This window comes from Enterovirga sp. GCM10030262 (assembly GCF_042666435.1).
Taxonomy (GTDB): Bacteria; Pseudomonadota; Alphaproteobacteria; order Sphingomonadales; family Sphingomonadaceae; genus Allosphingosinicella.
This window is the reverse complement of sequence record NZ_JBHTDC010000001.1, coordinates 713,017-730,721: the sequence shown is the minus strand read 5'-3', so window position 1 is coordinate 730,721 and position 17,705 is coordinate 713,017. Positions and strand designations below refer to the sequence as shown.

Genomic DNA, 17,705 nt, shown 5'->3' with positions numbered 1-17,705 from the left:
CGGGTCATGACGAATAATACATGTCATATTCGACCGGGCTGGGGGTCGTTTCCCAGCGCATCTGCTCTTCCCATTTGAGCTCGATATAGGCGTCGATCTGGTCGTCGCTGAACACGTCGCCCCTGGTCAGGAAGGCGCGGTCGTTCTGGAGGGCGATGAGGGCCTCGCGCAGGCTGCCGGCGACGGTGGGCACGTTGACCAGTTCGGCGGGCGGCAGATCGTAGAGGTTCTTGTCGATCGCGTCGCCGGGATGGATGCGGTTTTGGATGCCGTCGAGGCCGGCCATGACCAAAGCCGCATAAGCGAGATAGGGGTTGGCGAGCGGATCGGGGAAGCGGCATTCGACGCGCTTCGCCTTCTCGCCGGTGCCGTAGGGGATGCGGCAGGAGGCGGAGCGGTTGCGGCTCGAATAAGCGAGCAGGACCGGCGCCTCGAAGCCCGGCACCAGCCTCTTGTAGCTGTTGGTAGTCGGATTGGTGAAGGCGTTGCAGGCCTTGGCGTGGTTGATGATGCCGCCGATGAAATAGAGCGCGGTCTCGCTCAATCCGGCATAGCCGTTGCCGGCGAAGAGCGGCTTGTTCTTGTCCCAGATCGACAGATGGACGTGCATCCCGGAGCCGTTGTCCGCCCTGATCGGCTTGGGCATGAAGGTCGCGCTCTTGCCATAGGCGTTGGCGACCATGTGGACGACATATTTGTAGATCTGCATCCGGTCGGCGGTCTCGGTGAGCGTGCCGTAGGTCATGCCCAGCTCGTGCTGGCTGGCGGCGACCTCGTGATGATGCTTGTCCATCGGCAGGCCCATCTCGATCATGGTCGAGACCATCTCGCCCCTGATGTCCTGCGCGCTGTCGACCGGCGCGACCGGGAAATAGCCACCCTTAGCGCGCGGCCGGTGGCCGAGATTGCCGCCTTCATATTCGCGGCCGGTATTGGTCGGCAGCTCGATGTCGTCGATGCGGAAATAGGAGCTGTTATAGCCGTCTTCGAAGCGGACATCGTCGAACATGAAGAATTCGGCTTCCGGCCCGACATAGATGGTGTCGCCGATGCCGCTCGCCTTCACATAGGCTTCGGCGCGCTTGGCGGTGGAGCGGGGGTCGCGGGCGTAGAGCTCGCCCGAGGCCGGATCGACCACGTCGCAGAACAGGATCATCATCGGCGTTGCGCTGAACGGATCGACATAGACCGCGTCGAGATCGGGCTTCAGGATCATGTCGCTCTCGTTGATCGCCTTCCAGCCTTCGATCGACGATCCGTCGAACATGAAGCCGTCCTCGAGCTGGTCCTGGTCGATGAGGCCCGACACCATGGTGAGGTGCTGCCACTTGCCCTTGGGATCGGTGAAGCGCAGGTCGATCCATTCGATCTCCTGCTCCTTGATCATGTCCAATATGGTGCCCGCGTCGTTGGCCATGTGACTTGTCCTTGCTGCCGATATGCCTCGCGACTCCGGCCGCGATCACGGACAGCTTTTGCCGCCCCGTCCCGCGCCGTCCAGCGCCGTCGCGCGACGGGTGAACATTTCACGTGGAGAAGGGGCGCGTTGCTCCTGCCGGGCGGAGTTTCTGGCGGAGATGCCTAGATAATTAAGTATGGTGTCCCTGGAATGCGTGCACTGTCACCGTAAATCCGCGGAAACTCCAATTAGTGCACTGTCACCGTAATTCTGTCACCGTAATTCGAGCGGCGGGAATTAAGGTTGGGGCTCCCGAAACTGAGTTTCGGGCAGAACCAGCCGGGGAACACGAGCCATTGCGCTACCGTGGCAAAAAAGTGCATTCAGTAAACTGGCACCGTAATTCCACCGTAATTCACCACCGTAATTCACCACCGTAATTCACCGTAATTCGGAATTATAGAGAAGCGGTTTCCAACTTAGAAAAAAAGTCACCCGCCAACGGCGTCGATTCAATAAAAATACGCGCGTCAAATGGTCCAACAACCCCGTTTCTAACATTTTCTAGTAGTTTCTGTGGAGAGCTAGGAAGACTGTGAATTGCAGTAAAAATCAACTCGGCCCATTCTTTGACATCTTCACAGGACAACAATATTGGCGGAGTCATAAAGGCAGGAAAATTGGTAATGTAGGCTGACATTCCTAGCCTGTCTCTACATGTCTCCGATAGCATAAAGCCAATTACGCCCAGAAGCATCGGCCCTGTCTTCCTTATCTTGATATCAGATGAGAAAACTCGACACAGCTCCCCAGTATCCGGTGAGACTGAGAAATCTCCGGGCAATGATGATATTTCTTGCCATCCCAGCTCCACGATAAATGCGTCTCTCATTTGGCGGCGACTTATCAACGTCAATCTCCCAAAGAGAGAATCGATATTACTCCCGTTTCATATCGCACAGAATCACCATAACCCAATCCACCGCCCAAGGCTCCTCGGCTTAGTATAAACCGCCTTGGTTATAGATTAAGGTATCTTTCTGTATCTGCAACGATGATCTTTGCGCAAAAAATCCTGTTTTCACCTCCCATCCCATGACTAGTCCATTTATCGATGTAAGAAAGTCAATTATCCTAAGGCCGATATCAGTCTTCACATAAACTTGCTCTCCAATAATCACATACCCTTGTGATGAAAGAATCTTTCTGGCGTAAGCTTCGCCATTTTTCCCACGCAGCCAGTTGTCGCGGAGTTGAGAAGCTAGTTCAGTGACGTCTCCGAAGCCGCTCACTCCTGCTATCCCGCCGCTGATCTCCCACCCAGCAAATTCATACTCGAAGCTAGCCCGAGTTCCTGTGACGCAAATGACGCCAGTTGGACACGGAGATAGGCCTTCCTTAGGGTCCGTTCCGGTGTCGGTACCAGCCGCCCCTATGGACCCGCCAACCGCCGCGCCAAACCCGCCAATGGAAGTACTCGGCGTGGTCGACCACCCGCCTCTCGTGCTGTATCCGCTGTATCCGGCCGCAACACCTGTCACGGAGTCGAGGCGCGGAAGTCGGCTGCCGGTAGCGACGAGATCGAGAGCCATGCCACTCGGGTCAACTCCATTCACTGGGTCGTTTGCGACATAAGCATAAAGGTTCATCCCCGAGCCATGCCCGATCGGGTCCGTCTGCATGAACCTTCCCAGCCTCGGATCGTAGAACCGCGCCTTGTAGTAATAGAGCTTCAACTCGGGGATCCAAGTTTGGCCAGTATATTGGAACCGGCCATCGTTGCCTGAGCCGGGGTTGCCATATTCGTCGTACGTGTTCTTCACCACCGCCGCGCCGCTTCCGTCGCTGATCGCGACCACGCTGCCCCTCTCGTCGGCGTGGAGCCAGCGGCGGGTTGTGTTGTCGGTGCCGGTATATTCGACCAGGGGCTCGTCGGCGCCGGGGCCGTGGACGTAGCGGCGGACCAGGGTGCCGGGGCCGTTATGCTCGGAGATGAGGTCGACGCCGTCATAGACGAACCTTCGCGTCGCCAGGCCGGTGCCCGACGTGGAGCGGAGCCGCATCAGCGGGTCATATTGCAGCGTCACCTGCTGCCCGCCCACGGTGGCCGATGTGAGCAGGTTTTCCGCGCTGTAGGCGTAGGTCGCCGTGCCGCCCGGCGCCGACGCATCGCTGGTGAGGTTGCCGCGCGGGTCGTATTGCAGGGTGTCGCCATCCACCTGCGTCAGCTGGTTGAGCCCGTTGGCGGTGGAGGGGATCGTGGCCGCAACATGGTCGTCGAAGACGTAGCTGTCATTATCGCGGGTCGTGCGGCCGATCTGGCCCGCCGGATTGTAATTCTCGAACCCGAGCGTCAGGTCGCTGGCGGTGCCGGGCATATTCTGCGTCAGCGAAGTCAGCCGCGAGACCGGGTCATAGGTGTAAGCCGCGGTAATTCCGGGGACACTATACTTAATTCGCCTTCCCCTTCCGTTTCGGCCCGGGCCTGCGCTTCGCCAGCTTGCGCTCGGTGCGCTGTTCGAGCCATTCGACGAACGCTGTGTCGCCCAGCGGGCGGCCGGTGCGCTGGCTCGCCTCGATCGCGGCCTCGTCCGCCGGGTCGACGTCGCCCGCCTCCAGGCCCGCCCGCAGCATCGCTCGCCAGTTGCGGTGGACGCCCGCCATCGCGGCGAGATCGGTGAAGCCGTCGCCCTGGCCGCTCACATGCGCCCGCGCGCTCGACCAGCGCCAATCCTCCGCCCGCGCGGCGAGCTTGGCGCGCACCGGATTGAGCTCGACATAGCGGATCGCGGTCATCAGATGCGCCTCGTCCATCGGGTAGGAGGCGAAGCGCCCCTGCCACAGATAGCCGGTCCAGCCGTGCGCGAAATTGACGCGGCGCGAATAGCGGCGGTGGGCGTCGCCGAGCGCGGCGCGCAGGCCGTCCGCGGTCGCCGGCACGAGGATCAGGTGGACGTGGTTCGGCATCAGGCACCAGGCGAGGCAGCGCACGCCCTCGCGCCGGCACGCCTCGGCGACGAGGTCGCGATAGGCGGCATAATCCTCTTCGACGAAGAAGACCGGCTGCCGCCGGTTGCCGCGCTGGGTGACGTGGTGGGGGATGCCGGGGACGACGATGCGCGCGAGACGGGCCATGCGGCGAGCCTAGGCGCGGCGGACGGGCGGGTCAATTAAGTATAGTGTCCCCGGAATTCGTGTCCCCGGAATTCCCGGAATTCGCAGTTAGTGCACTGTCGCCGTCATTCCACCGTAATTCTAGTGCGCTGCCACCGTAATTCTAAATTATTATAACCAGTACGGCTGCCAAAATTGCCATAGCAGATCGCAAGATACCAGCGGACCTAATAGAAGGATCTCTCTTCGCTTTAAAATACATAATCCCGGCAAGATGAGACCACCACAAAGAAAAAATGAGGAGAAAAACTTCAACTGCGATTTTCATTGGCAAATCCCTAGCTTTTTCCCAGCAAAGTTCGAGATAGCTCCATCGGTAACTCTATCAGCAACGTAAATTGCGGCTCCAGAGGCAAGCGCAATCCCCACAAGTTTCAATGTTACAACTGAGCTCGCGCCAGCGAAGACTGTATGTAGTCCGTAGCCGCTGCGCGCAACATGTAGAGCCGTAGTTCCCAGTTCGGTGGCTCCCGCGATTAAAACACCTCCGACCGCAGCTGTGCACGCACTCCTAGAATTTTCAGATTGTTTCTCAGGCTCACTCTTTTGCGGCCTATTTCCGGTTCCTGGTTGTCTCCCATTCCACCATAAGAAGCCAGCTGAACATATCCGAACGCTCCGTTCAGAGTACTGAAGTTCCCTGTGTATTTCCAATCTGTATATTGTTCTCCGGTGGTAGGGCTGAACCACGCTGCCCGCTCCCAAAGCACTGTTTCCAGAACATCGGCACGTATCAAGCCTCCACTGTCTAATAATCCACCACCACTGCTTCCGCCGCTTGAGAATCCCCATCCAGCACTCGATCCATCCTCATTGACCTTGCGCTCAATTCGGCTTGGCCACCAACCGGTCCCGGGGGGATCGACCAGATTCACCGGATCGCCACCCACATAGGCGTAGAGGTTCATGCCTCCGAATATCCGATCGGATCGGTCTGCATGAACCGTCCCAGCCTCGGATCGTAGAACCGGGCCTTGTAGTAATAGAGCTTCAGCTCCGGGATCCAGGTCTGCCCGGTATATTGGAACCGGCCATCGTTGCCCGCGCCGGGATTGCCGTACTCGTCGTAGGTGTTCTTCACCACCGCCGCGCCGGTGGCGTCGCTGATCGCGACGATGGAGCCGCGTTCGTCGGCGTGGAGCCAGCGGCGGGTGGCGTTGTCGGTGCCGGCATATTCTACGAGGGGCTCGTCCATTCCCGGGCCGTGGACGTAGCGGCGGACCAGAGTGCCGGGGCCATTATGCTCGGAGATCAGGTCTACACCGTCGTACACGAACCTGCGGGTGGCGGTTCCAGAAGTGGTCCGCAGCCGCATCAGCGGGTCGTATTGCAGGGTCACCTGCTGCCCGCCGACCGTCGCCGAGGTCAGCAGATTCTCCGCGCTGTAGGTGTAGCTCGCCGTGCCGCCAGGCGCCGAGGCGTCGCTGGTGAGGTTGCCGCGCGGGTCGTAATGCAGCGCCTCGCCGTCCACCTGGGTGAGCTGGTTCAACCCATTCGGAACGGAGGGGATCGTGCCGGCGGCGTGGTCGTCGAAAACGTAGCTGTCGTTGTCCCGCGTCGTGCGTCCGATCTGTCCCGCCGGATTGTAGTTCTCGAACCCCAGCGTCAGATCACTCGCGGTGCCCGGCATGTTCTGGGTGAGCGAGGTCAGCCGTGAGATCGGGTCATAAGCGTAAGCCGTGGTCGTGCTGTTGGTGCGGTTGATCGCTATGCGCCGGCCGCGCGTATCGTAGTCGTAGGTCGCCAGCATCACCGAGGCCGGGTCGCCGAACACGCCCTCGCGCACGCTCGCCATCTCGCCGGTGACCAGATAGCCGTAGCTTACGACGAACCCGTCATCATGGGTGATCCGGGTTCGCCGGCCGGCGAGGACGTATTGATAGGCGGTGGTGAGATCGATGCCGCTGGCGAGGTACGCCGTGCTGCCCGTCACCCGCGACAGCGCGTCGTGGGCGAAGCGCGGGCGGAGCAGCGGATCGGCGAGCATCGGCGTCTCCCGAGCGAAACGCCGTATCGTAGCATCGGCTCCACCCGATGGCGAGGGGAGGGAATTAAGTATAGTGTCCCCGGAATTGCACATTGCCTTGAGCGGCGGTCGTCATCCGGTTCAGCCAGTCATAAGCGTAGGTGACATTGGTTTCGGTGCCGGGGAGGTCCTTCAGCACCAGCCGGTCCAAATCGTCATAGCCGAACGCGATGACCGTTTCATCGCGCAACGTCCGGCTGGTCACCCGCGAGCCCGCGTCATAAGCGAGCAGCTCGAAATCCAGGGTCGAACTCTGGTTCGGAATCGTCTTCGACGGGTATCGCGTCTTCGCCAGCCGGTCGAACAGGTCGTATTCGTAGGTGGTGCGGTTGGCCTCGGCGTCGGTCACCGTCGCGAGCCGGCCGTTGGGCGTGTAGGTGCTGGTGACGTCGTCGCGGACCCAGTCGGTGCCGATGCCCGACTGGACCTTCACCACCCGGCTCGCGGCATCGTAAAAGGTCCGGCTCAAGCGGTCGCGCCCGAAGCCTCCCATCGTGCCGTGGCTGCACGCCGAGTTGGGCGGTGTGACGCGATTTGCGGTGGGCTCGGGTGTCGGGATGCTTGGCCTGACACTTGCCGTTTCACGCGCGCCCATTGCAGTCCGCTAAAGCGCAAACTCGTGTGGGACGAAAAATGTAGGCCAGGCGATCTTTCGCTTACGAACGGCGATCACGCCTCAGAACGCCCGCCGCCGCGCCGCGATCAGCATCCTTAGCAGCATGGCGACGGGGCGCGGCACGCCGACCTTGCCTTCCAGCCACAGGCTCACCGCCGAGCGGCTGACGCCGATCGCGGCGGCGAGGTCGCTTTGGGTGCGGTAGCCGAGCGTGCGCATCGCGGCGCGCAGCTCGTCCGGCGACATGGAAGCGAGGAGGGGGTCGTTCACGGTGGCTCGGGCGTCCCCCACCTCAAATCGCGTCCGAGCCCCGCTCGCCGGTGCGGATGCGCAGCGCCTCCTCGACGTTGGTGACGAAGATCTTGCCGTCGCCGATGCGGCCGGTGCGGGCGGCGTTGGCGATCGCCTCGACGACGCGCTCGGCGAGGCCGTCGTCGACCACCACCTCCAATTTCACCTTGGGCAGGAAATCGACCACATATTCGGCGCCGCGATAGAGTTCGGTATGGCCCTTCTGGCGGCCGAAGCCCTTGGCTTCGAACACCGTGATGCCCGAGACGCCGACATCGTGGAGTGCCTCCTTCACCTCGTCGAGCTTGAACGGCTTGATGATCGCTTCGATCTTCTTCACTTTCCAGTCCCTCGCTGCCGCGGCCCGTGACATAGCGCCGCCGGGCGACGGCGCAAGCGCTGCCGCTCCGTCATCGGCCGGCCGGAACGACGATCTTGACCCGCTCGCCGGGGCTGAGCGGATCGTCCGGAGCGCGGCCGTTGAGCATCAGGAAATGGTCGAGCGGGTGATCGCTCGCCATCCGCCCGGCGAGCGCCTGCGCCGTGTCTCCGGGGGCGGCCGCGACCACCGCGATCCGGCGCGGACGCAGGCTCCGGGCTTCCTCGGCGGAGAGGAATCGGAACGATCCGAACAGCTCGTCGAGCGCGGGCTGGGCACCGGCCGTGCCGGGGGCGGCGATGATGAAATGATAGGCCTCGCCGCCGGCCCCGGCATAAGCCGCGATCGCCAGGCGCACAGAGTTTTCGGGCGTCCGGATGAGCAGCGGCAGGGTCGCCGCAGGGATCCCGTTGACCGTCGCGTGCGCGATGGCGCCCGCCTCCGCCGGCGCATCGCCGACTATTTCCCGGGCGAGGGCGGCGACATAGGCCTCCAGCCCGCCCGGCGGCAGGCGGCCGCCGCCGAATTCGCCGCGCAGCCCGCCTGGGCCGTCGATCAGGATCGCCTGCGGGCTGTTGGTCAATGTGAAGCCCGGCGGCGCCTCGAACCCGATCCGCATCACCGGGTGGACGAACCGCCGGCCGTCGACGAAACCCTGAGAAGGATCGTCGCCATAGAGGAGGCCGTCCACCGCCCGCAAATAATCCAGCTGTCCCTCGGGCAAGGCGTTGTCGGCCACGCCGGTCGCGGCGGCGGTGGCGCGGGCGCGCTCGATCCGGTTCCGGGTGAGCGGGTGGGTCATGGCCCATTCGGGCATGCCCTGCGCGTCGTCGCGGCCGCGCGTCCTGGCCAGGAACTGCTCGTTGCGGCCGAGCGCGCCGAGCATGTCGGCGGCTTCGTAGGGATCGTAGCCGGCCGCCTTCATATAGGCGATGCCGAGATCGTCCGATTCATATTCCTGCTTGCGCGAGTAGCGCAGGGTGAAGAATTGCGCCGCCTGGCCGGCGATCCGGGTCAGCGTCTCGGAATCGGTGATCAAGCCCACGGCGAGCACCCCGAGCTGGCGCAGCAGCGAACGGTTCTGCTGCCGGCCGCTGTGATCGGCGACGATGTGGCCGATCTCGTGGGCCAGCACCGAAGCGAGCTCGGCCTCGCTGTTGACGATGCCGAGCAGCCCCCGGGTGACGTAGATGTAGCAGCCCGGCACCGCGAAGGCGTTGACCACGTCGGTGTTGACCAAGGTGAAGGTGCATTGGCCTTCGAGGCCGGCGGCTTCGGCGAGACTCTCGCCCACCTGTTCCACATAATCCGCCTGGCGGCCTTCATAGGCTCCGCCGAATTCCGCCAGCAGCTGCGGATGCTGCTCGGCGCCGAGCCGCCGGTCGTCCGCGCCGACGGACGGATCGTTCGTCCCCCCGCGGTCCCCGCAGGCGGCGGCGAGGGCGGCGGACCCGGCCACCAGCAGCATCGTCGAAAATCGCATAATGTCTCCAACCAAGGCTACGCATGACGGCCCCCAATGGCACCACCGCCAATCGATTGACAGCGCGTCGGGCGAGTCCCATCCTGCCGTCTCCGAGCGCGGAAACTGGATCGGGTTGCTTTGGGATCGGCTGTCGCGGCGCTCCAAGAGGGAGAAGCCAGATGGGACTGGAAGTGATCGACGGAACGGTCGAGGCCGCGACGCCGCCGAAATCGAACGGCAAGCGTGTCATCTACAAGAACATCACTTTCAGGCTGGCCGACGGGACGGAGCGGCGCTTCGGCAACCTGGTAGTCGCGCCGAGCGTCGCCGAAATGCTCCAGCCGGGCAGCGCCGGACGTTTCTACGGCTACAGCGCGATCGACCATAAGGGCATGTTCGCGGCCCGGACACAGAACGGGCGGTCCGATTTCATCATCCCCAGCGGCAACGAGCGCAATATGAAAATGATGATGATTGTCGGGGCACTGGCCTTCGCCGTCACCCTGTTCGCGCGCAACGGGATCATGTTCCTCGCCGTGATCGTGGGCATCGCCGGCGCGATCGGCTATGTCCGCTACCGCAAGACCCGGCTGGAAGCCCGCGCCCGCTACGATGCCGACGCATCCCATGCGCCCTCCTTCGCCCCGGCCGCGACGGACGGCGCGATTCCTCTGCCGTAGCGAGGCGAGGGGTCAGTAAGGCGGCTTGTCGAAGCCGGCCGGGCTGGCAGTGAAAATCTCGCAGCCGTCGTCGGTGATGCCGATCGAGTGTTCGAACTGGGCCGAAAGGCTGCGGTCGCGGGTGACGGCGGTCCAGCCGTCGTCGAGCAGCTTGGTGCCGGGCTTGCCGATGTTGATCATCGGCTCGACCGTGAAGAACATGCCGGGGCGAAGCTCGGGGCCGGAGCCGGGGCTGCCGACATGGACGACCTCGGGCGCGTCGTGGAACAGTCGGCCGAGCCCGTGGCCGCAGAAATCGCGGACGACGCCGTAGCGTTGCTTCTCGGCATGGCGCTGGATGGCGTGGCCGATGTCGCCCAGATGGTTGCCCGGCCGCGCCTGCTCCAGCCCCAGCATCAGGCACTCATAGGTGATTTGAACGAGCCTCTTCGCCTTCACCGGCACGTCGCCGCACAGATACATGCGGCTGGAATCGCCGTGCCAGCCGTTCAGCAAAGGCGTCACGTCGATGTTGAGGATGTCGCCGTCCTTGAGCGTGCGCTCGCCCGGGATGCCATGGCAGACGACGTGGTTGATCGAGATGCAGCAGGCGTGGGTGTAGCCGCGATAGCCCAATGTGGCCGGGACGGCGCCGGCGTCGCGGATCATCCGGTGGACGATGGCGTCGAGCTCGCCGGTGGTGACTCCGGGCGCGACGTGGGGGACGAGCGCGTCGAGTATCTCGGCGGCGAGGCGGCCCGCGGCGCGCATCCCGGCGAAGCCCTCGGGCCCGTGCAGCCTGATCGCGCCGCTCCGCGCGGCCGGCGTGTCGCCGCGTTCCATGGTCAGATATTCGGTCATGGAGGCAATATAGGTTGCCGGCCGCGGCTTGGCGACCCCCGCCGGCTGTGGCAGGGAGCGGCCATGACGAGCGAGCGCATCTGGACGGCGGGGCTGCTGATCATCGGCGACGAGATCCTCTCGGGCCGCGTCCAGGACCGCAACGTCGCGCCGATCGCGACCTGGCTCAATCTCCAGGGCATCCGCCTGGCCGAGGTGCGGGTGGTGCCGGACGATCATATGCGGATCGTCGCGGCCGTGGACGCGCTGCGATCGGCCAACGACTATCTCTTCACCACCGGCGGCATCGGCCCGACTCATGACGATATCACCGTCGACGCCGTCGCGGCGGCGCTCGGCGTCGGCGTCGAGGTGCATTCGAAGGCGCGGGCGGTGCTGGAGGCTTATTATGCCGGGCGCGGCGGGCTGACCGAGGCCAGGCTCAGGATGGCGCGGGTGCCGGCGGGCGCCGAGCTGATCGAGAACGGCATGTCGGGCGCGCCCGGCATAAGATGCGGCGACGTCTTCCTGCTCGCCGGCGTGCCCCATATCGCCGCCTTGATGCTGGAGGCGCTGTCGGGGACCCTCGAAGGCGGGCGGCCGCTCCTGTCGCGCACGATCGGCTGCTGGGTGCCCGAGAGCGAGGTCGCCGACATCCTGCGCGAGACGGAGACGGCGCATGAAGGCTGCCGGATCGGCAGCTACCCCTTCTTCCGCGAGGGCAAGGTCGGCGCCAATTTCGTCATCCGCGGCGCCGACGAGGCCGCGCTGGAGGCGTGCGCCGGCGATCTGACGGGGCGGCTCGAGGCGGCGGGGCGGACCGTGGTGCCGAACGGCATCTGAGGCGGCGCAGGCGGAGGCGGTCGCGGCCAGTTGTTTCCCGTCCGCATCTTTGGCATGAACTGAAGGGCCGGACGCCTGGGAGAAGCGTCCGGCCCTTGCGGGTGGAGTGAGACGTCCACCCATCCTTCCGGCCGAGCTAGGGGGTCCGGCCGGAAGGTTCGCTGCTCCGCCCGTCAGAAGCGGAAGTTCGCGGAGACGAAATAGTCGCGGCCGAGCGGGTCGTAGGTGCCCGGATAGGTGTTCGACTGCTGCTGGTTGTCGCCGATCAGCTGCGGCTTCTTGTCGAACAGGTTGTTGACGCCCATCGCCATCGAGAATTGGTCGCTGATGTCGTAGGCGAAGGAGAGGTCGAACAGATCGTAGGAATTGACCCTCTCGACGACATAGTCGGTGTCCGGATCGTCGTCGCTGACGCCGCTGACATGCCGCCACCGCAGCGAGCTCGTCAGCGGCCCGTCGATCCAGGACAGGCGCGAGGTCCACTTCCACTTGGGCGTCGGCTCGCCGCAGGCGAGGATGCCGAACCTGCCGGCGCATTCGTTCACCTCGCCGGGCAGGTCGGCCACCGGCGTGATGTCGAACTTGTCGGTATAGGTGCCCAAGAAGAAGAAGTTGAGGCGGCTGTCGTCGCTCATCAGGCCCATGCCGAGCGGCTGGGAATAATCGACCTGGAGATCGATGCCGCGGGTCTCGAACTTGCCGATATTGGCGTTGAGGATGGCCGGGATGAACTCGCCGCCGATCTGGCCGTTGCGCGGGTTGCGGACCACCGCCTGGCAATAGGGGCTCTGGAGATCCTGGATGACGTTGTAGCAGAGGTTCAGCGTGTTGCCGAGGCTGCCGCCCAACACCGAGATCGCATCCGTGACCGTGATGTCATAGCCATCGATGGTGATGGCAAGGCGCGGGATGAAGCTCGGGCGGATGACCGCGCCGATCGTGTAGGTATCGCTGGTTTCCTCCTGCAGATTGGGGTTGCCGCCGAACAGGCCTTCGATCTGGGTGTCTTCCTGGATCGATTCATCGAACACCAGGTCGGCCGGGACACCGGTCTGGATGCAGAGCTGGCGCAGGGCCGCCGTGCGCTGGGCGACCGGCGTGCTGTCGCCGCACGGATCGGTCGCCGGCGGGAAGCCGTTGGCCTGGCCGCCGAACAGTTCGCCGACATTGGGGGCGCGGACCGCGCGCTGATACTGACCGCGGAAGGTGAGGTCGGGGATCGGAGCCCATTCCGCGCCGGCGGCATAGGTCCACACGCCGCCGACGGCGCCGAGCGAATAATCCGAATAACGGGCGGCGCCGCTCAGCTCGAGCCGGTGGAAGCCCGGCCGGTCGGCGATGATCGGCAGCCTGAGCTCGGCGAAAACCTCACGGACATTATAGCCGCCGTCGGTCGGGTCGCCGCCGTTGAAGCCGATCACGTCGCCGGACGACAGCGCCGTATCCGGGATGAAGCTGCTCGCCACCGATCGATATTCGACGCCGACGGCGAGACCGATATCGTCCGCGCCCATTCCGAAATTACCGAGCGAGCCGGACAGGGACGCGCTCGCCACTTGGAGCGTGGAGATATTGTTGTTCTGCGCCAGGATCGAGATCTGATCGACCATGCCGGGCGTGAGCGTGCCGCGGCCGAAGATATTGATCGGCGCGGCGGTGCCGTCGAGGCCCGCCTGGAAGGCCGAGCGGGAGATGTTGCCGCTCTGGATCTGGGCGTTGCGGGTGCGGGCGTAGGAATAATAAGCTTCGTAATTCCAGCCGCCGAAAGCGGGACCCTTGACGCCGGCGAGGACGCGGAAGGCGTTGCGCTCGTCGAATTGGTTGCGAGCGCCGGTTTCGGTGACCCGCCGCTGGATGAACATATCGACCATGCCCGGATCGTCGGCGACGCCCGCCGCGACGTTCTGCGCGGTCTCGGCCGCGTCGATCGCCTGCAGCGCCGCGAAGTCGGCATCGGACAGGAAGGGGCGCTGCTGGGCGACGTTCAGGCTGAACGTGCCCGTGACGGGAGTCGCGGCAAGCTCGTTCTCGACGCGGTTGTTGACGAACGCGGCCTCCAGGAAGGCGGTGACGCTGTCGGATATCTCGTAGGAGCCGTAGCCGCCGAGCAGCCAGCGCTCCTGCGGGACCATCAGATAATTGGCCGGGGCGAAATTGTAGAGATCGGTGTCCAGCCGCGGGCGGCTGGTGCCGGGCTGCGCGAAGAAGGCATCCTCGAAATTGCCCGGAATGTCCTCGGCGCCGAGCACGCCGTCATAGAGAAGCCTGCCCTCCTCGACGGTCGACGAGCCGCCCGCGACGAGAATTCCGTCGTCGTCGATCAACTGGTCGGACGAGAATGCGCGGTCGTCGGCGAAAACCGACTTGCGCTTATAATATTCGCCGAAGACGGTGACGCTGCCGCGGCCGTCGGCGAATTCGGTGCCGAGCGCCATGAAGGCGTTGAAGCGGGCGCCGTCGCCCTCTTCGGTCAGCGCGTAGGAGGCGCCGCCCTCGAAACCGTTGAGGTCGGTCTTCAGGCGGAAGTTGACGACGCCGGCGAGCGCGTCCGAACCGTACACGGCCGAAGCACCGCCGGTCACCACGTCGACGCTGTCGATCAGGAACTGTGGAATGGTGTTCAAATCGACGACCTGGCCGGTATCGAAGAACATCCAGCGGCGGTTGTTGACCAGCACCATGGTGCGGGCCACGCCGAGGCCGCGCAGGTTCAAAGTGGCGACGCCGCCGCCCGGATTGTTGGAGAAGGAGGTCGTGCCCGGGATGACCTGCGGCAGGGTGTTGATGACCTGCTCGACATTGACCGCGCCCGAAAGCTTGAACTCCTCGTCCTGGATGACGGCGAGCGGGCTGGTCGAGGTCAGGTCGCGGCGCTGAATGCGCGAGCCGGTGACGACGATGGCCTCGCTGCCTTCGCCCGCATCCTCGTCGATCGAAACGCCCGCGGCGTTTTCCTGAACGTCTTCATCGACCGGCTGGGCGAAGGCCGGCGCGGCGAAACCGAGCGCGGCGACGCTGCTCAGCAGCATCGCCCGGCGTGGCAGACTGGAGAAATTGGAAATCATCTTTACCCCCTGACAGGCTTGTTTCCGGAGCGCGTTTCCCGGCTCCTCTCCGCCATATTCGCGGGCCGCGTTCGGGCAGGCGGGCGATTTCGACGAACGGCCGAGGGGGTTCGGCCAATGACTCCGGGCTTGCGCGTTTCTTCGACGCACGACACGGCGCGTCGCCGCTGCGTCCGGCCGCAGTGCGTGGAATCGGAGAAATGCTAGCGATGGACGGGGACGGAAAGGCTCAGCCGGCCTCGCTCCACAGGCGCAGCAGATTGAACTGGACGCGCTGGAGCCGCGAATAATTGGCGAAATCCATCTTGAGGCCTTCGAGCGCGGCGACCTCGTTCAGCTCGTAAAGCAAGTCGCGCAGGGCGGTATCGCGGATGCGGCTCTGCATGAAGGTGAGGCCGACGAGGCGCTCGCCGCTCTCCACCGGCTCGACCTCGTGGAGGGTGGTCGACGGATAGACGACCGCTGAACCGGCCTTGCCGCGGACACGATGGTCGACATCGCCCAGCCGGATGCGAAGCGCGCCGCCGACATAAGTCTCGGGATCGGAGAGGAAGATCGTGCAGGACAGGTCCGAACGGAGCATGATGTCGCCGACCTGCATGAACGCGGCGTCGGCATGGAGGCCGTATTTCATCTGCTTCGAATAGCGGGTGAGGAGCGGCGGCGCGGTGCGCACCGGAAAAGCGTAGTTGGTCAGATCCTCGGAGCGCCTGAGCGCCGTCATCATGATCGTCGCCGAACGCATGTAAGCGTCCTGATCGTGGAGGTGGACGTTATCCTTGACCGGGGAATGCGGATTGCTGCTCCGGCCGTCGATGAAGTTCGCGCTGCCCGCGATGCGGCGAAGCTCGGCGATCTCGTCCGCCAGCAGGAGGTCGTCAATCAGTTTGAACATCGGCGCCCGTCGCTGGAAGGAGCTGGCTCATGGAGCGGGCGAAGGGAATCGAACCCTCGTCGTAAGCTTGGGAAGCTTCTGCTCTGCCATTGAGCTACGCCCGCTTGGAATTCCGGTATCTAGAAAGCCGGGCGGGGCTTGTCGAGAGCGATGGTTGGGCTCAGAGTGAGCGCGGCAAATCAGGGGAGTTCGGGCGATGGCGGATGCTCTTCGCAAGCGGATATGGGCCGGCAGGCTCAGCTGGTGGGCGCTGGCGCTCAGCCTCGGCGGCGTCGTCGCGGCGCTGATCGGCGCAATCGGGAGCGGGCGGGGCCTGTGGCCCTTCATGACCGGCTTCCTGATCCTGCGATGGGCCTTCTACGCGGCGGTGGCGGGCGGAGTGCTGGCGATCGTCGCCTGGTTCATGGCCCGGCGCGCTCCGGGCTCGCTGGGCATCGTCAATCTCGTCGCTTTGGCCGTGGCCATCGCCTTTGCCGCATATCTGCTCGTCCAGGTTCGCACGGCCCGCAGTGTGCCGCCGATCCACGACGTCACCACCGATCTCGACAGCGTGCCGCGTTTCTTCCGGTTGTCCCTGCGCGAAGACAATCTCGACAACGTGCCGGCGGAGGGCGATCCGGAGCTGATGCGGATGACGCCGGTAGAGCGGTGGCGGGCGTTGCACCGCGAGGCTTATGGCGATCTCGCCACGATCCAGGTGCCGTGGAGCGTCGATGAGACGGTGCGGCGGGCCGAGGCATTGGCGCGCGAGCGCGGCTGGGAGGTGGCGAGCGCCGATCCGCGTGGCATCGTCGAGGCGACCGACACCAGCACCTTCTTCCGCTTCAAGGACGACGTGGTGGTGCGGGTGACGCCGAACCCGGCGGGCGGAAGCCATGTCGACATGCGTTCGGTCAGCCGGGTCGGAGTGAGCGACGTCGGCGTCAACGCCAGGCGCATCCGGGCCTTCCTGGACGACCTGCGAGCGAATTGACGCCGCTCGGCGAAGCGGGTCCGGGCGCGAGGCCCGGACCCGTTCCAGCGCCTAGCCGCCGTTCACCCTGCTCCATACGAACCAGCAGAAAGCCGCCAGCGGCACCGCCGTGGCGAGCAGGAAGACGAGAAGATCACGCGCCCCGAGCCGAAAGCGGCGGTGATGATCGCGCCGGAAGGCCTTGAGGTGGGGTCCGATGCCGTCCCTCGCGGTGAGCAGGCCGATTTCGAGATGAGGTCCGGTCTTCAGGAACCGGACGATCTCCTCGGTGTCGGCCGGGGCGATGTCGGGATAGAGGGCGAGCAGGCCTTCGACCCGCTCGGCGCGGGCGGAGAGTTTCGTTTCAACCATGATGGGAATCCGTCGCTGCGACGGCACGGCGCGGCCGCCGCGTTTTCCGCGGGTCGGCAAGGCGGGCGCTCGTCGAGGGTAGTCGGGCCGCCCAAAGGGCGGCGGCTCGGCTCAGGCGGACGCGGGAGGCGCGCGGGCTCGGAAGCCCCGCGTCGCGGTGCGAGGCGGGACCGCCTCGAGCGCGGGAAAGGCGGCGCCGGCGGAGCGGGCGGGCGGGAAGGACAGTTGGCCGAGAGGCGGACCGGAAGGATAGTCCGGGAAACGTGGCCCGTCGTCGAATGGCGCGAGGCGGTCGGGGGCGATGAACGAAGGGCCGGCGGACAAGCGAAGATCGGCGAGCGCCGGACGCGGAGCCAGCATCGCGGGAAGATCGCGGGCCGTGACCGTGGAACCGGGGAGGGATGCCGGGCCCGGCGCGGGCAGCTGGATGCCGGCGAGCGCGAGCGACAGCAACAGGCAGAGCAGAAGCATCGGCCCCCGGGGCCTCGATCTTTCAATCCGGTTCGTCACGTCACTATTGCGTCTCGTTTATCGCGCTTCGCGAGCCTGTCCGAGCGCGCCCTTTTAATGTAGGGTGAAGCGACTGAATTGAAAGGCGAGTCGCTCCCAGGTGCCCACCCCGAAGCGATGCGCCCGCCCCGGCCGGGGACGAGGTCCGGGGCACCTCTTGCGTCCCTTTTCGCGCGGACATAAAAAAGGCGGCCCGGGTTCGGACCGCCTTTTTCTGTT

The 17,705-nt window shown here is 64.6% G+C and carries 17 protein-coding genes and 1 tRNA gene; 3 read left to right on the top strand and 15 right to left on the bottom strand.

Annotation, left to right across the window (positions count from 1 at the left end):
• Positions 1-4: 4 nt before the first annotated feature.
• From glnA to ACFQRC_RS03595, 9 genes are all read right to left on the bottom strand, one after another.
• Positions 5-1,417: a type I glutamate--ammonia ligase gene (gene glnA / locus ACFQRC_RS03635; RefSeq protein ID WP_379957842.1), complete on the bottom strand. Its 1,413-nt coding sequence runs from the start codon at positions 1,415-1,417 to the stop codon at positions 5-7.
• 983 nt (positions 1,418-2,400) lie between these two features.
• Complete coding sequence (locus ACFQRC_RS03630; protein WP_379957840.1) at positions 2,401-3,777, bottom strand: RHS repeat-associated core domain-containing protein; 1,377 nt, start codon at positions 3,775-3,777, stop codon at positions 2,401-2,403.
• A 73-nt stretch (positions 3,778-3,850) separates the two neighbouring features.
• Positions 3,851-4,534 carry a transposase gene (locus ACFQRC_RS03625; protein WP_379957838.1) on the bottom strand — a complete coding sequence of 228 codons (684 nt, stop codon included), beginning with the start codon at positions 4,532-4,534 and terminating at the stop codon, positions 3,851-3,853.
• Positions 4,535-5,049: 515 nt separating this feature from the next.
• On the bottom strand, positions 5,050-5,481 hold the full coding sequence (locus tag ACFQRC_RS03620; RefSeq protein WP_379957836.1) for a hypothetical protein: 432 nt from the start codon (positions 5,479-5,481) through the stop codon (positions 5,050-5,052).
• A complete protein-coding gene (locus ACFQRC_RS03615; RefSeq protein WP_379957834.1) occupies positions 5,478-6,560 on the bottom strand; it encodes an RHS repeat-associated core domain-containing protein in 1,083 nt (360 codons plus the stop codon). Before ACFQRC_RS03615 ends, ACFQRC_RS03620 begins: the two co-directional genes overlap by 4 nt.
• Before the next feature lie 64 nt (positions 6,561-6,624).
• Positions 6,625-7,068: a hypothetical protein gene (locus tag ACFQRC_RS03610; RefSeq protein ID WP_379957832.1), complete on the bottom strand. Its 444-nt coding sequence runs from the start codon at positions 7,066-7,068 to the stop codon at positions 6,625-6,627.
• Between the two features lie 207 nt (positions 7,069-7,275).
• On the bottom strand, positions 7,276-7,485 hold the full coding sequence (locus ACFQRC_RS03605) for a helix-turn-helix domain-containing protein (protein WP_379957830.1): 210 nt from the start codon (positions 7,483-7,485) through the stop codon (positions 7,276-7,278).
• 22 nt (positions 7,486-7,507) lie between these two features.
• Positions 7,508-7,846, bottom strand: a complete 339-nt coding sequence (locus ACFQRC_RS03600) for a P-II family nitrogen regulator (RefSeq protein ID WP_379957828.1) — start codon at positions 7,844-7,846, stop codon at positions 7,508-7,510.
• A gap of 70 nt (positions 7,847-7,916) precedes the next feature.
• On the bottom strand, positions 7,917-9,368 hold the full coding sequence (locus ACFQRC_RS03595) for a M48 family metalloprotease (RefSeq protein ID WP_379957826.1): 1,452 nt from the start codon (positions 9,366-9,368) through the stop codon (positions 7,917-7,919).
• A 161-nt stretch (positions 9,369-9,529) separates the two neighbouring features.
• On the opposite strand from ACFQRC_RS03595, the gene ACFQRC_RS03590 reads away from it, so the two are divergent.
• The gene (locus ACFQRC_RS03590; protein ID WP_379957824.1) at positions 9,530-10,030 is read left to right on the top strand and encodes a hypothetical protein; all 501 of its coding nucleotides are present in this window, start codon (positions 9,530-9,532) and stop codon (positions 10,028-10,030) included.
• 12 nt (positions 10,031-10,042) lie between these two features.
• On the opposite strand, the gene map is transcribed toward ACFQRC_RS03590, so the two are convergent.
• A complete protein-coding gene (gene map, locus ACFQRC_RS03585) occupies positions 10,043-10,870 on the bottom strand; it encodes a type I methionyl aminopeptidase (RefSeq protein ID WP_379957822.1) in 828 nt (275 codons plus the stop codon).
• A gap of 63 nt (positions 10,871-10,933) precedes the next feature.
• Between map and ACFQRC_RS03580 the strand changes: the two genes are divergently transcribed.
• Positions 10,934-11,692: a competence/damage-inducible protein A gene (locus ACFQRC_RS03580; RefSeq protein WP_379957820.1), complete on the top strand. Its 759-nt coding sequence runs from the start codon at positions 10,934-10,936 to the stop codon at positions 11,690-11,692.
• 173 nt (positions 11,693-11,865) lie between these two features.
• On the opposite strand, the gene ACFQRC_RS03575 is transcribed toward ACFQRC_RS03580, so the two are convergent.
• The 3 genes from ACFQRC_RS03575 to ACFQRC_RS03565 form a co-directional block, all read right to left on the bottom strand.
• The gene (locus tag ACFQRC_RS03575) at positions 11,866-14,757 is read right to left on the bottom strand and encodes a TonB-dependent receptor domain-containing protein (protein ID WP_379957818.1); all 2,892 of its coding nucleotides are present in this window, start codon (positions 14,755-14,757) and stop codon (positions 11,866-11,868) included.
• Between the two features lie 229 nt (positions 14,758-14,986).
• The gene (locus ACFQRC_RS03570) at positions 14,987-15,652 is read right to left on the bottom strand and encodes a Fe2+-dependent dioxygenase (protein ID WP_379957816.1); all 666 of its coding nucleotides are present in this window, start codon (positions 15,650-15,652) and stop codon (positions 14,987-14,989) included.
• A gap of 30 nt (positions 15,653-15,682) precedes the next feature.
• Positions 15,683-15,756: transfer RNA gene (locus tag ACFQRC_RS03565), tRNA-Gly, on the bottom strand.
• Between the two features lie 92 nt (positions 15,757-15,848).
• Here ACFQRC_RS03565 and ACFQRC_RS03560 point away from each other — a divergent pair.
• On the top strand, positions 15,849-16,625 hold the full coding sequence (locus ACFQRC_RS03560) for a DUF1499 domain-containing protein (RefSeq protein WP_379957814.1): 777 nt from the start codon (positions 15,849-15,851) through the stop codon (positions 16,623-16,625).
• Between the two features lie 51 nt (positions 16,626-16,676).
• On the opposite strand, the gene ACFQRC_RS03555 is transcribed toward ACFQRC_RS03560, so the two are convergent.
• Entirely contained in the window at positions 16,677-16,976 is a 300-nt protein-coding gene (locus ACFQRC_RS03555; RefSeq protein ID WP_379957812.1) for a hypothetical protein, read from the bottom strand.
• Positions 16,977-17,087: 111 nt separating this feature from the next.
• The gene (locus ACFQRC_RS03550) at positions 17,088-17,447 is read right to left on the bottom strand and encodes a hypothetical protein (RefSeq protein WP_379957810.1); all 360 of its coding nucleotides are present in this window, start codon (positions 17,445-17,447) and stop codon (positions 17,088-17,090) included.
• Between the last annotated feature and the right edge of the window lie 258 nt (positions 17,448-17,705).